At 60.1% G+C, this 14,056-nt stretch carries 8 protein-coding genes; 3 read left to right on the forward strand and 5 right to left on the reverse strand.

Annotation, left to right across the window (positions count from 1 at the left end; all coding sequences use genetic code 11):
• Nucleotides 1-45 precede the first annotated feature (45 nt).
• Entirely contained in the window at nt 46-2,430 is a 2,385-nt protein-coding gene (locus tag CFAEC_RS01305; RefSeq protein WP_290278091.1) for a DEAD/DEAH box helicase, read from the reverse strand.
• A gap of 322 nt (nt 2,431-2,752) precedes the next feature.
• On the opposite strand from CFAEC_RS01305, the gene CFAEC_RS01310 reads away from it, so the two are divergent.
• From CFAEC_RS01310 to CFAEC_RS01320, 3 genes are all read left to right on the forward strand, one after another.
• Nucleotides 2,753-2,956 carry a cold-shock protein gene (locus tag CFAEC_RS01310; RefSeq protein ID WP_290278093.1) on the forward strand — a complete coding sequence of 68 codons (204 nt, stop codon included), beginning with the start codon at nt 2,753-2,755 and terminating at the stop codon, nt 2,954-2,956.
• Between the two features lie 618 nt (nt 2,957-3,574).
• The gene (gene topA, locus CFAEC_RS01315; protein ID WP_290278094.1) at nt 3,575-6,580 is read left to right on the forward strand and encodes a type I DNA topoisomerase; all 3,006 of its coding nucleotides are present in this window, start codon (nt 3,575-3,577) and stop codon (nt 6,578-6,580) included.
• 5 nt (nt 6,581-6,585) lie between these two features.
• The gene (locus CFAEC_RS01320; protein ID WP_290278096.1) at nt 6,586-7,308 is read left to right on the forward strand and encodes a lysoplasmalogenase; all 723 of its coding nucleotides are present in this window, start codon (nt 6,586-6,588) and stop codon (nt 7,306-7,308) included.
• Here the strand turns inward: CFAEC_RS01320 and CFAEC_RS01325 are convergent.
• Genes CFAEC_RS01325 through CFAEC_RS01340 form a run of 4 tightly spaced genes read right to left on the reverse strand, consistent with a single transcriptional unit; the run spans nt 7,268 to nt 13,960 of the window.
• Entirely contained in the window at nt 7,268-8,455 is a 1,188-nt protein-coding gene (locus CFAEC_RS01325; protein WP_290278098.1) for a Wadjet anti-phage system protein JetD domain-containing protein, read from the reverse strand. The two genes, CFAEC_RS01320 and CFAEC_RS01325, sit on opposite strands and share 41 nt — an antisense overlap.
• On the reverse strand, nt 8,448-11,843 hold the full coding sequence (locus CFAEC_RS01330; RefSeq protein WP_290278100.1) for an ATP-binding protein: 3,396 nt from the start codon (nt 11,841-11,843) through the stop codon (nt 8,448-8,450). Before CFAEC_RS01330 ends, CFAEC_RS01325 begins: the two co-directional genes overlap by 8 nt.
• Complete coding sequence (locus CFAEC_RS01335; RefSeq protein WP_290278101.1) at nt 11,840-12,499, reverse strand: DUF4194 domain-containing protein; 660 nt, start codon at nt 12,497-12,499, stop codon at nt 11,840-11,842. Before CFAEC_RS01335 ends, CFAEC_RS01330 begins: the two co-directional genes overlap by 4 nt.
• Nucleotides 12,500-13,960, reverse strand: a complete 1,461-nt coding sequence (locus CFAEC_RS01340; protein ID WP_290278103.1) for a DUF3375 domain-containing protein — start codon at nt 13,958-13,960, stop codon at nt 12,500-12,502. It lies immediately after the preceding gene.
• Between the last annotated feature and the right edge of the window lie 96 nt (nt 13,961-14,056).

The following is a 14,056-nucleotide window of genomic DNA, read 5'->3' on the forward strand; positions in this document are numbered from 1 at the left end:
GTACTTTCCATTCTAGAAAGTATATGCCGGAAGGTCAAGGGGTAATTATCCGTGCAGTAGCGTCACCATCGCCCCCAACAGCGCGATCGCCCCCGCCTTATCCAGGGGATTATTGCCATTTCCGCACTTCGGAGACTGCACACAACTCGGGCACCCGGCCTCACAGGAACAACTGCGGACCGCCTCAAACGTCGCCTCTATCCAGTCGGTGAAGCGCCGGAAACCACAATCGGCAAACCCCGCACCACCCTCCATGCCGTCATAAACAAAGACCGTGGGATAACCGGTATCAGCATGCAACGCGGTGGACACCCCGCCGATATCCCACCGGTCGCAGGTGGCCAGCAGGGGTAACATGCCGATCGCCGCGTGTTCCGCGGCGTGCAGCGCGCCGGGTACATCGGCAGCGGCGATGCCCATGGCAGTCAGGGCGAGCGGGTCAATCGTGTACGCGACCGCGCGCGTGATGAGCTTCTGGGCGGGTAGATACAGAGCAGTGGCGTCCAAGGTGGTGCCGTCGGGCAGTTTGGTCACATAACCGGTGACACGGTCGGTGACCTCCACATCCACATTGGCCACCCAGAGGCCACCGCCGGGGTTGAACACCTCATCATCACCGGGTGCCCCGATGATCCGGATATCCGTGTCACTGCGGGCGAACGTGGTGTACTCAGGTGTCTCGGGGCGGGCCAGGGCAAGCTGCTCCGTGGTGTCCAGCTCATCGATCACGAAGTGTTCGCCCTGGTGCAGGTACACCGCGCCGGGGTGGACCTGGGCCATGGCACGGGCACTGTCGATGGTGCCCAGCAGGCGGCCATCGCTGATGTCCACGATCATGTACTCCGATCCTGATCCGCCACGCAGATTCACCGCGTGGTGGGCGGTTTCAGGGTTTAAATCCTCGGCATCATCGGCTGCCTTGTGTGCCGCAAACCAACCGCGTGGGCGTTTCCGGAGCAGCCCGTCGGTGGTGAGTTCCTCCACCACTTTCTCTGCTCCGAAGGCGGCCACCTCGGCATGGGTGAGGGGTTGTTCCACGGCGGCGCAGTAGAGATGTCCGCGCAGCACATGAGGGTTGGTGGGGTCGAAGATGGCGGCCTCGACGGGCTTATTCAATAGTGCCTCGGGGTGGTGGACCAGGTAGGTGTCCATGGGTTCATCACGGGCGACCAGGATGACCAGGGAACCCTGTCCCCGGCGGCCGGCCCGGCCGGCCTGCTGCCAGAATGAGGCGATGGTGCCGGGGAAGCCCGCGGTGACCACCGCATCGAGACCGCCGACATCGATGCCGAGTTCCAGTGCATTGGTGGTGGCCACGCCGACCAGGGTGCCGTCGTCAAGCATCTTTTCAAGCCTGCGACGGTCCTCGGCGAGGTAACCGGCGCGGTAGGAGGCGACGCGGCGTCCGAAGTCCGGGCGGCCGAGCAGGGTGAGTTCCTCCTGTGTGCGCAGCGCGACGATCTCGGCCTGCCGGCGCGAACGCACGAAGGTCAGCGTGCGGGCACCCTCGGCGATGAGTGTGCCCATCAGGGAGGCGGATTCTGTGCTGGCCGCACGCCGCACCGGGGCACCGTTTTCCCCTTCGGCGCCTTCGATGAAACCGGGTTCCCACAGCATCACGGTGCGCTCCCCGGTCGGCGCGCCGTCCTCGGTGACCGCCTCCACCGGAGCGCCGATCAGGCGGGAGGCGTGGATCGCGGGGTCAGTGCTGGTCGCCGATGCCAGGATCACCGTCGGATGGGAACCATAATGCGCGGCGATGCGGAGCAGCCGACGCAGAACAAGGGAGACGTTGGCGCCGAACACGCCGCGGTAGGAGTGGCATTCATCAACCACGATGAATCTCAGATGGCGCAGGACCCGCGCCCAGCGTGCATGATTGGCCAGCACCGAGGCGTGGATCATGTCCGGATTGCTGAACACAAAACGCGACAGATCACGGATGCCGGAGCGGGCCTCGGAGGGGGTGTCACCGTCATAGGGCGCGGGGTGGATGCCGGCACCGGCCAGCTCGGGGGTGTCACGGATCAGCTCCGAGGTGGCGGTGAGCTGATCGGAACCCAGCGCCTTGGTGGGGGTGAGGTAGATGGCGCAGGCGGTCGGGTCGGTGGCCAGGGTGGTCAGGATCGGAAGCTGGTATCCCAGCGACTTGCCGGAAGACGTGCCGGTGGCCACCACCACATGGCGGCCCTGCCACGCCAGCTCGGCGGTGCGCACCTGGTGGGAATAGGGCTTGTCGACGCCCCGCTCACCCAGCTGGTTCCGCAACCCGCGGGGGACCCATCCCGGCCACGGGGCGAAGGTCGCGGTCTGTGCGGGCAATGTGACCATGTGGGTCAGCGTGGACTCGGGGTAGCGTCGCGTGATGATCCCGGCGAGTTCCTCACCGAAGCTCAAGGGTGCGCCGAACTGGCTTTTCGTGCCTGACATAGTTCGTAGTTTTTCGTTCTCAAAATCGGGGGTGTGTGTATCTTCACCCCCGGGCTTTTTGGGGGTGGAAAGGGTTTGACCAGCTGAAACTGAAGAGTATCTCACTGAGACTATCGCTTGGGTTTTAAACGTGAGACACTTGTTGGCAGGTCGCAGTTTCAGTGCGCAGTGTTTAATCGCTCGCAAGGATAGACGCGGGCGTTGGCATGTCAAACTGTTGACGTTCGAGCAACAACGGCCAGATCTCTCGGGGGCACCACATTCATGTGGAACCTGGAAGAGATCGAACCCGGTATTTTTCCAATCAGTAAAGGTAAGACAAATGGCACAGGGCACTGTTAAGTGGTTCAACCCAGAGAAGGGCTTCGGCTTCATCGCTCCTTCCGACGGATCCGCTGACGTTTTCGTCCACTACTCCGAGATCGAGGGCAACGGTTTCCGCAGCCTCGAGGAGAACCAGCTCGTTGAGTTCGAGATCGGCGAAGGCGCCAAGGGCCTCCAGGCTCAGGCTGTTCGCGCAGTCTAAACGCAGCTGATAAGAAACCGGTAACCATTGGTTACCGGTTTTTTCGCGCTCTATGGGGGGTTGAATAGTTGTTTTCTCCGCCATCCAGCTTCTGTGGCGAAAAGCCCCCGTACACACCACTGAACACCCCCGAATTTGGGGCATCCCGAGAGCAGGGTGGAAGGCACATGGCCGCAAAACCTGTGGTGTTCTGGGGTTTTAGTGAACTGCGGGGGTGGGCCTTCGTGCAGTATCGAAAAGGTGTGCATGAGGTTTGATGGGGAAAATTATGGAATGTTAGCAGGAGCCCCTATTAATACTGTGTACCGTGTAGGACAATGAGGAACTTGATGGGCACCTCCCCTCCAGAGGGGGTCTAGAGTTCTCAGAGGACTATCCGAGATGTGGGTGCGAGCTATTCCCACATGTGGGTCTGGGCCTGGAATCGCAGGAACCCCATGCGGGGTGACGGATTCAGGGAAAGTCGTACCTCTATGGTTATGCTTTTCAGGGACTGGACACTGCAACGCCCGATGAATATCGGGTGTGGGTGGTCGGTGAAGATAATAAAAAACAGTGTTTCCACTCCCGATACAAGGGGGAGTGGGGCATTGGAGTCAATGAGAGGGATGCAGCCCCGTGGCAGAAGAACAGGGATCGCGGAAGAAAAGTCTGGTCATCGTGGAATCGGCGACCAAGGCCCGCAAGATCCAGCCGTACTTGGGCAACGACTACATCGTCGAGGCCTCAGTCGGTCACATCCGTGATCTCCCACGTGGTGCCGCCGATGTTCCGCTGAAATACAAAAAGGAACCCTGGGCACGCCTCGGGGTGGATACCGAACACGGTTTCTCCCCTCTGTATGTGGTCAGCCCGGATAAGAAGAAGAAGGTCGCTGACCTCAAGACCAAGCTGAAGGAATGCGACGAGCTCCTCCTGGCAACAGACCCCGACCGTGAGGGCGAAGCCATCGCCTGGCACCTCCTGGAGGTGCTCAAGCCGAAGGTGCCCGTGCGTCGCATGGTGTTCAACGAGATCACCAAGCCCGCCATCCTCGCCGCCGTGGAGAACACCCGTGAGCTGGATGTGAACCTGGTGGATGCGCAGGAGACCCGACGCATCCTGGACCGTCTCTACGGTTATGAGGTGTCTCCGGTGCTGTGGAAGAAGGTCATGCCGCGGCTGTCCGCAGGGCGTGTGCAGTCGGTGTCCACCCGCGTGATCGTCGAACGTGAACGTGAGCGCATGGCGTTCATCTCCGCTGATTACTGGGATCTCTCCGCGGAATTCCACAATGGTGCGGCCTCCCAGGCGGATGCGGATAACCCCTCCACCTTCACCGCGAAGCTGGCCACCATTGATGGTCAGCGTGTGGCCCAGGGCCGTGACTTCAATGACCGCGGTCAGCTCACCGCCGATGTGGTTGTGGTGGACAAGACCCGCGCCGAGGCGTTGGCACAGGCGCTGCAGGGCCAGGAGATGGCCGTTGCCGGTGTGGAGGAAAAGCCCTACACCCGCCGTCCGTACGCACCGTTCATGACGTCAACGCTGCAGCAGGAATCCGGCCGCAAGCTGCATTACACCTCTGAGCGCACCATGCGCATCGCGCAGCGTCTTTATGAAAACGGCCACATCACCTATATGCGTACTGACTCCACCTCCCTGTCGGAGCAGGGCCTCAAGGCCGCCCGCTCCCAGGCGGTGGAGCTTTATGGCAATGAGTATGTCTCGCCGAGCCCACGCACCTATGACCGCAAGGTGAAGAACTCTCAGGAGGCCCACGAGGCGATCCGGCCCGCCGGCGAGAGCTTCGCCACCCCGGGGCAGCTGCATGGTCAGCTGGACGCCGAGGAGTACAAGCTTTATGAGCTGATCTGGCAGCGCACCGTCGCTTCCCAGATGGCTGATGCCAAGGGCACCTCCATGAAGGTGACTATTGCCGGCCAAGCCACCTCCGGTGAGAAAACTGAGTTTAACGCTACGGGTCGCACCATCACTTTCCCCGGTTTCCTGCGTGCCTATGTGGAGAGCACCCAGAACGCCGAGGGCCGCGATGTCGCCGACAATGCCGAGAAGCGTCTGCCACGCCTGTCCCAGGGTGATGAGCTGACCGCCACCAACATTCAGGCTGATGGCCATAACACCAACCCGCCGGCCCGTTATACCGAGGCATCACTGGTGAAGAAGATGGAGGACTTGGGCATTGGACGCCCGTCCACCTACGCTTCCATCATCAAGACCATCCAGGACCGTGGGTATGTCTACTCCCGCGGCAATGCACTCGTGCCGTCCTGGGTGGCGTTCGCTGTGGTCGGTTTGCTGGAATCCAACTTCACCTCATTGGTGGATTATGATTTCACCTCTTCCATGGAAGATGAGCTGGACAATATTGCCAGCGGTGATCAGGACCGCACCGAATGGCTCAATGGTTTCTACTTCGGTGATGCCGAGGCTGATGAATCCATGGCGGAGTCGGTTGCGCGCCAGGGCGGTCTGAAGGCTCTGGTGGACCAGAACCTGGAGCAGATCGATGCGCGCTCCGTGAACTCGCTGAAGCTTTTCGACGACGAACAGGGCCGCCCCATCAACGTCCGCGTTGGTCGGTACGGGCCTTATATCGAACGCGTCGTGGGTCAGACTGCAGAAGGCGATCCGGAATACCAGCGCGCCAACCTCCCGGAGGAGACCACCCCGGATGAGCTCAGCCTCGAGGTGGCGGAGAAGCTGTTCGCCACCCCGCAGGGCGGCCGTGAACTGGGTGTCAACCCGGATAATGGTCGCATGATCGTGGCCAAGGAGGGCCGCTTCGGACCCTATGTCACCGAACAGGTCACCGAGGATGAGCGTGCCGGTGCCGAAGCTGAGGCGGAGAAGGTTGTTGCCGCGGAGCGGAAGGCCGAGGATGAACAGCGCGCCGCCGATGGGATGCGTGCGAAGAACTGGGAGACCAAGACCGCGGCAAACCAGAAGGAAAAGCGCATCAACCAGCTGGTTGAGGAAACCCTGAAGCCCTCCACGGCATCCCTGTTCACCGGGATGGAACCGGCAACGGTGACCCTGGAGGAGGCACTCAAGCTGCTGTCGCTGCCCCGCGAGGTGGGTGTGGATCCAGCCGATGGTGAGGTGATCACCGCCCAGAATGGTCGTTATGGTCCCTACCTGAAGAAGGGCACTGATTCCCGTTCCTTGAGCAGCGAGGATCAGATCTTCACGGTCACCCTCGATGAGGCGCGTCGAATCTACGCTGAGCCGAAGCGCCGCGGCCGCACTGCCGCCCAGCCACCGCTCAAGACCCTGGGTGACAATGACGTCTCCGGCAAGCCGATGACCGTCAAGGATGGACGCTTCGGTCCTTATGTCACTGATGGCACCACTAATGCCTCACTGCGCAAGGGTGATGTGCCGGAGTCTTTGACCGATGCCCGCGCCAATGAGCTGTTGTCTGAGCGCCGTGCCAAGGAAGCAGCCGATGGTGGTGGTGCTGCGAAGAAGACCACCAAGAAAACGGCCAAGAAGTCTCCTGCCAAGAAAACCACGGCAAAGAAGACAACGGCCAAGAAGGCAACTGCGAAGAAGACCACCGCGAAGCGTCCTCCCCAGACCACCAAGCGCGTGGTGAAGGCCGGAGCCAGGAAGCAGTCCTAGACTCCATGCTGAGCGGATTCATCAGACGCACCGGTCAGGGCATATGTGCCCTGCGCGCCTCTGTGGGCAGGGCCACGACAGAACCGGAGCGGGCCGCCTATCTGGTGGCAGCGGATATCAATACGGTATCCGCGCTGCTGGGCTGGACCCCGCTCAGGAAGATCACCAAGCCTGTGCTCATGCCACTGCTGGCCGGCAGGGTGTGCCGTTCGACGGCCCCTGATCGGGCAGTGGGTCTGGTGGGTCTGGCCGGTGGCTGGGCCGGGGATCTGGCGTTGATGAAACCGGGCAACATCCCCGCCGGTGCTGCGGGCTTCGCTATCAATCACCTGGCCTATGCCTACTTGTTGGCCAACCGGGGTGCCCGCCCCAGTGCAGCCCGCGTGGCCATCCGTGCCGTACCCCTGACGGTGGCGGCGGTCCTGGCTGCCCGGAAACACCCCAGGCTGGTGCCGGTGGTGCTCGGCTATGGCGGCCTGTTGGCCACCACCTCTATCCTGGCCGATGATCCGGGACTGATTGATCCTGATCAGCCCGCCACCTATGGACTGGGCCACGGCGGCAATCTGTTCCTCGTCTCTGATGCGGTGTTAATCTCCCGGGAGACGCTACTTGCCTCCGGAACAACGGCCGCGCGGCTGGCTGATGCCGTAGTGATGGGGACCTATACCGTGGCACAGCTGCTGCTTATCCACGGTCTGTTCCACCAGGAAAACCTTTCTCCTTAAGCTCATCCAGGGCATACTGCCAGGGGATCCGTTCCTGCTCAATCCGCATCACCCCCTGGATGACCAGGAGATTTCGTGCTGATTCTTCATCCGCGGTCAGGGACGGCAGATGCAGCGACACATCACCGGGATCATGAACCCCGAATGTGGCAAAGCGGTTCACTGTCTCAGGATCCATGAGGACAGAGTCCACTGTTCTTCCCTCGTTCAGGGCTCTGCGCAAGCGGTGCAGAATGGCGAAACCATCACTGTCCAGATCACCCCAGTACAGCAGACGGCACTGTTCGAACCAGGGCATCCTGGCGACGACATCAACGGCATACCCCTTGGTCCACAACACCACCGCGCCGGAACCTTCAGGTGCCTGGGTGAAGGAGAGAAACGTAGCCAGATTCTCCACCATGAGGATCACCTTCGGTCGGTGGCCTGTGCTGAACAATGATGTCGCTTCGGATAGGGGAACGGAAATATCGTCTAGGTGTTCACTACCCCGAAGAAGAGGATCCAGACGGCGGAGTCGCACCGTGGGTTCAATCACGCCTAAGCCCAGATCCCCCGCAGAACCATCTGGGGCTCCCCGTGCAGCGGAGAGGAGCGCCTGGACCAGGGAAGTGTTGTTTTCCAACCACTTGCCGTGGATACCTTCGACGGCCACGGCACGGGGGAGTAATCCGCTGTCGGGATTATGGAGGAACCAGCGGACAACATGGCGGATGCGGGTGAGGTCGGCGTCGTCAAGCTCCACCCACCGGCGAACCGTGCGCGCGGCAGTGGCCAGCACCTCCGGGGTGGCGGCGTCGTGGCAAAGCAGGTGGAATTTGCGCACGGTCTCGTGCCAGTCATGGGCGCGGCCAGCGGCCTGGGATATTTCTTCGGCGCCACGGGCAATAAAACGGGTGGGAACCTCTTGCATGCCCAACCCTGCTGCATGCCAGGCTCGGGTCTCCCAGTGCACATGTGGATTGCCGATCCACGCAGCATTGAAAGCCTTTGCCTGGTCGAGATCCTCTGCTGCTTGTCTTCCGGTAAAAGGATGCAGCGGGATGCTGAGCTCAGTGTCAGTACCCAGGAGCCAGACAGGGATGTCCCGGTTCATCTTGCGGACCGCGCGGTCCCGAACAGCGTCAGGAAAGACTGGTTCAGCCATGGTCGATGCTCTCAATCAACCCGAAACCGGATTGTGCCACAACGGCTCCATCTGCGTTGGCACGCTCGGAATACGTGACGGTGATGGTGCCATCCACATACGGTGACAGTGTCTTGATGAGTTTCATGGGGGTGGCCAGCACCATGTGGAAACCGAAATCGGTGAACACATTCATCGCTGTCCGGGTGAAGGTGGGATCGGCGCGATCAAAGGCCTCGTCCAGCACGATGGTGCCATAGCGGGAAACAGCCTCCTCCGGATCCGCGAGTTGATAACGCAATGCGGCCGCGAGGCAGAAGAACACCAGCTTCTGAGCCTGACCACCGGAAAGCGTTGCGGAATCCACATAGGTGTTGATGGTGTCGCCGTTCGAATCAACCTCGACGCCGACGAAACTGACATGCCGACGGGTGTCCAGGACAGTGTTGCGCCACCGGGCATCGGCACTTTCCGAGGAGGCGAGCTTATCCAGGATGACAGCCATCCGGCCGTAGTGCTCCTCCGCGGAACGGGCATTGTTGCTGCTGCTCAGAGCGCCGGAGATAGCGTGGCTGAGGTCCTTTTGGAACTGTGAGGCAATGGGGCCTCGGTTATCGCGGGCATCAATGCGCAGCCATCGCTCCGGTCCGAACTGAGAGGCAGCCAGCGAGTGGTTAACCCGTTCCATAAAGGTCTGCACATCCGTGATGGCACGGCGAAGCTGATTGGCAAGCTCACTGAGGTTCTGGAGGGAAGCACCATTCATCAACTCCAGAAAACGGCTTTCAAATTGCGCCAAGCCATCTGTCCGGAGGGCCGTGAGACGGTTGATGGCCTCACCTGCAAAGGCGGGTTCCGCCTGGATCTCCGCCTTGGCGTTAGGCCAGCGGGTGAGATAATCAGACAATACGGTGGTGATGCGGCTGTTCGCGCGATCAATGGCGTGCTGAGCAGTGCTGATCTGCTGATCGAGTTGTCTGGCCACCTTGTCATAGGCCTGACCGATGGACACCGTGGTGATCCGCCGGGTGTGGGTGCGCAGCAGCGACTCCGCCTTGGCGAAGAGGCCCTCGGCGATATCAGCCTCGGTGATCCCTGCTGTGAGGGACGCCAACTGTTCAGCCAGGTCCCTGCGGGTGGACACCAGTCCTCCGTGTGCTGATTGGGCTTCCGCCTGATCTGCCGAGGCCTGTTTCAGGTCACGTTCAGCCCGTTCCATATCTGCCTGAAGCTGGGCATTCTCCGGGGATGCCGCCCAGGCGGCGATCCGGTCATCGATATCCTTGATGCGTGCGATCAGAGGCGCAGGATCGATCTGGGGCCAGGTGAATTGGAGGATGGCCTGAGCTGCGTTGTTCTGCAGATTCTGTCGACTGATATGACGATCGAACTCACGGACGGCACGGGTGGCGGCATCAAGTTTCCGCCCCAGGTTTTTCTGTTCAACCTGGAGTAATTCCACCTTCTCATCATTAGAGGAACCGAGCCGGTAGCGGGAGCGATCATCAAGCGGGATGCGGTCATTTTTGATGAACCGCTTGGAGCCATCTTTCTCCCGGGCGCCCCGAACCAGGCCTTCCTTGGTCACCGCGCGCTCCCGATCAGACACAGTAGTGAAATCCTCCACCGTGTCCACACACAGGTACTCGTGTTTGGCATTCAGTTCATGGCGAACCCACGTGGTCATGGGGTGGGGGACCACCTGCAGTTTTCTGGTCAGCGCCCGGGGATCCCGGTGGGGGCGTGGGTCAGGGACTGTGGAAGGAACACTGCGGAACTCAAAATTCACACCCAGGGACCGGGCATTAACCCACTCGGATACCTGCTGCTCCAACTCCGCTGGGACGAGAAGCGCTGTGGCAAAACGCCCGAGCTGGCGCTGGATCACCGGTACCCATTCACGGGAACTCGGTGCGATATCGATCAGTTCTCCCGCGAAGACCAGTTCCTTGGAGGGCAGCCCCAGGGCTGCACACAGTTCGTCCCTGACTCTGACGTGGTCGCTGTGGATATTCGAGGATCGCCTGGACAGGGAATCCAGTTCACGCTTTAGGTTGTCTGATTCAGTGGCCACTGAGCGGCGTTCAGCAACTGCCTGATCACGCTGCTCATTCCACTCCTCGATCTTCTTCTCATGCCCATCCACCACGCTTTGGGCCTGGGCGCGGAGAACCTCAAAACTCTCCGCATCAGTAGCCATCACACCCTCGATCTGCTCCACCGCAGCCTGCACCCGGCCGTGCTCCCGTTCCACGTTGGTCAGATCCGCGGCGCTGTGCTCCCTATCCTTTCCCAGGGAAATGCGCTGGTCATGTCCCTGCAGTGCGGCCCGGGCTGAAGAAAATGCATCCTGGGCCTGCTCCACACGCTGAACTGCCTGATCACGGATCGCACTCGCCGTGGAGATCCTCGCTGTGATCTCTGAAATCGCTCCTTTAAGATGCTCTGCCTGAACCTTGTCACGCACCGCAGGCAGCACACTTTTGATTTCCTGGGCGTCCTTCTTGGATTCGGTAGCTTGGGTGCGGGTGTTCACCAGAGCCTGGAGAGGGTCAAGGACGTCAATCTGGTGACGCACGTCCTGAACCTTTTCATAGGAGATGCGTAGTTCATCAAAACGCTCAACGGCGCGCTGTGCAATCTCAAAGGTTTTGGGATATTCCAGCATGTATTCACGAAACAGAGAGTCCAGGCTGGATAGGGACTTCGCGGACTGTGTGCGGTGCAGCAGAAGAAGTGCTTCAGAACTGGAGATACCGAGCTCACGGCTGAAAGCGGCGGCGAAGGCATTGTGGTTCACATTGAATTTCGCATCGGGAAACGCCGCCTTGATCTTCCTTTTATCGATGCCGCTTTTCAGAAAGCCGTGCATCTGATCCAGATCCTGATCCTGCGGGAAGATGATGAAGTATTTACTCACATCAGTTTCTGAGTTATCCCCTGCTTTCAGGTAATACAGTGCCGTGAGGGTGCGCACCGTTCCGGCCGCATCATCGTAGGTCAACCCGATGATGGTGTATGTCGCCCGCGGACGAAGATACGTGGTGGCGATTTCTCCTGTGGAGGAATCCTCGCGCCTGCGCCATGCACCCCGGATATAGGACACAATGTTTCGCCCCTGGCCCCGTTTGGCGTTCTGCTGTGCTGCGGCGTTGAAGTCCACACGCCCCGGTGGCACCAGAACAGAGGAAATAGCATCAATGAGTGTTGATTTTCCTGACCCTGACATTCCGGTGATGAGGAACCCTTTCCGGGCTACAGGCACATCAATGTAGTTGGAGAACGTACCCCAGTTGACCACCTGGATTCGGCTGAGCCGGAACTGGCCGGGGTGGATGAGATCATGGTCGACTGCGGTGGCCGGCGCCATCCCCAGATCCAACGTCGGTTGGTGTGGTGCTTCACTCATTGGTTCTCCTCTGGGGCATCCTCGGAACTGTTGTCCACGTCCGGGGTTCGGAACTTCTCATACTCCGCCTTGATCGAACTGACCGTCTCCGGATCAAAAAGACGCCTCAACACCGGGGATACCACCAGGCGGGACTCGGTTTCGGTGTTGTTGAGCAGGCTGAAGGACTTCAGGCGGTTGATCGAGGCATCGATCCGCTTTGCATACCCGGCAGCATCCAGGTTGGTAATACTGCGGTATGGATCGGCGGCCTCGTGGATATCATCAATCCCAAGGATGACGCGCTCACCTGGGGCGGCCAAGGCCAGTTCTGACCGCAGGTGCAGCAGAATCACCGTGTCGGTGTGGCTCAGGGATTCAGTTCGCAGCACCTGCGGAATCTGGTATTCATCGGAGGCCTTGACCATGCGGGTAAACGCAATGCCCGCATCATCATCCACGATCAATTCGAGGAAGATATCGGCCAACCACCGCTGCAGGGCATCCGTATCGGAGACCACGGCGTTCCACAGGTCGGGGTGTTTCTCCGAGGTGATCAGGGGTCCTTTGATCAGGGAGACCAGTGCCCGCCGTGAGTTGAAGGTCAGGCTTCCCAGATCGCCTGGCCAGAGTCCATCGGGGTTCTGATCAGGTGTGTTGTTATTGTCTGAGGTCATCTACATCTCCCGGATAGAGGTGGAATCGAAGTATCGCCCCGTTATGCGGGCAGCACGTGGGGTGCCATCCTCATCCCAGGTCACCGTTTCATTGTGTTCCGTAGGCAGGCCGTGCATCAGTCCGAGGTACTGAAGTCCCACCACGGAGGCGAGTCCCTGGGTGGCCGGGTGATCGGTCAAGATGGTTCCCACGGTGCAGGTTCCGTGTTTATCCACACCTGATCTGACTGCATCCATCAGTTCCTCCATGTCGATTTCACTTTCCCGAACCATATCCAACAGAGCCTGGATATCTGGCTCTTCAGGTTCAATGATCGTGGGTTCGTCCTCAACGAATTCCTCTCCTGGGTTTTTGAGCCTGAGCGCGCTTATGGAGGACACCTGCATTCCGATACGAACCAGCGGGGTGGTCATCCTGGCAAGGGGCGAGAGGTTGCTTGCGGCGACAGCATCGGCGGCAAGCCCACGGGTTTCGCGGAGCAATTCGACCATCCGGCGGTCCTCATTGAACTGCTCAGAGGTGACATAGTGGCGCAGGGACCGGGCAAGATTGGTCATCATGAGGTTGACTTCATAACCACCCTGTTCGAAATCCCGGAACAGGCGACGGATCCTCATGCGTTCATCCGGGGTGAGCGCATGGGATTCTGCCCGGGAGAGGATGTGCTCGATCCAGTCGTCGATATAAGCGCTTTTCTCCTGGTCGATCAACACTGCGTAGAAGCCGGTGAAGCTCTTCCCAGCATCTGATTCAGAAATCAGATCCACACCCTGGAAGATCTGTTCCAACACGGCACCGCGGGTGCCCTCGGGATCCAGGAGTTGGCGACGCAGGGACCGGTTGAGTTCTTCCAGTTCCTGCCTCACCCGGGTGAAATCAGCTGGGACTCCCGCTGCGGCGTCGAGGATGTCATTGACTCGTTCCTTGACCTGTGCGGGGGACAGCAGATCGAAATCGCCACGGCTGACACGAGCGATCTGTTCCTCCAGCAGGTCACGCTCTCGTTCGAGTCTGAGCAACCGGGATGAGATATCAGGGTCGGTGTCACGGGCAAGCACCTGCAGAGATGCGGAGAGGGATTCGATCCGTGAGGCTGTGGCCGTGCTTCGTGGGGCAGATAGACGGGAGGCCACATCCATGGCGTACAGGGCATCCTCGCTGGGCTCGATCATCTCTCCGGAGGAGGTGGTTCCTGCGGATCGGAGAAAATAACCGGCCTTCACCCAATCATTGATGTACTGCTGGGGTGTGCGGGCGAGTTCAATGTCATCTCGGATCATCCGGAAATCCTGCACCATGTTTTCATACAGTTCCGCGGCTGGGCGGCGCTGCACACCCTCGCCAAAATATTCTCTGATAATGGCCAGAATCACTGGCGCGTGGGCACTGGATAGGAGTTTGAGCGCGGGGGATTCCGCACTGATTCTTTTCAGGGTGAGGACATGCGCTGCGACGCTCATGTACATATCGTTTCACATGGCCAGGACACCGGGGCCGCTAAAATGATAATTACCACCGCTCATAGCTTCGAAAAGTGGGATGAGGAAGCTGGGGGT

The organism is Corynebacterium faecale, assembly GCF_030408735.1.
In the GTDB taxonomy this organism is placed as follows: Bacteria; Actinomycetota; Actinomycetes; order Mycobacteriales; family Mycobacteriaceae; genus Corynebacterium; species Corynebacterium faecale.

Excerpts from the sequence above, each read along its gene's own strand:
- CFAEC_RS01305 (WP_290278091.1), bottom strand. The coding sequence starts at position 2,430 with ATGTCAGGCACGAAAAGCCAGTTCGGCGCACCCTTGAGCTTCGGTGAG.
- CFAEC_RS01310 (WP_290278093.1), top strand. The coding sequence starts at position 2,753 with ATGGCACAGGGCACTGTTAAGTGGTTCAACCCAGAGAAGGGCTTCGGC.
- CFAEC_RS01320 (WP_290278096.1), top strand. The coding sequence starts at position 6,586 with ATGCTGAGCGGATTCATCAGACGCACCGGTCAGGGCATATGTGCCCTG.
- CFAEC_RS01325 (WP_290278098.1), bottom strand. The coding sequence starts at position 8,455 with ATGGCTGAACCAGTCTTTCCTGACGCTGTTCGGGACCGCGCGGTCCGC.
- CFAEC_RS01330 (WP_290278100.1), bottom strand. The coding sequence starts at position 11,843 with ATGAGTGAAGCACCACACCAACCGACGTTGGATCTGGGGATGGCGCCG.
- CFAEC_RS01335 (WP_290278101.1), bottom strand. The coding sequence starts at position 12,499 with ATGACCTCAGACAATAACAACACACCTGATCAGAACCCCGATGGACTC.
- CFAEC_RS01340 (WP_290278103.1), bottom strand. The coding sequence starts at position 13,960 with ATGAGCGTCGCAGCGCATGTCCTCACCCTGAAAAGAATCAGTGCGGAA.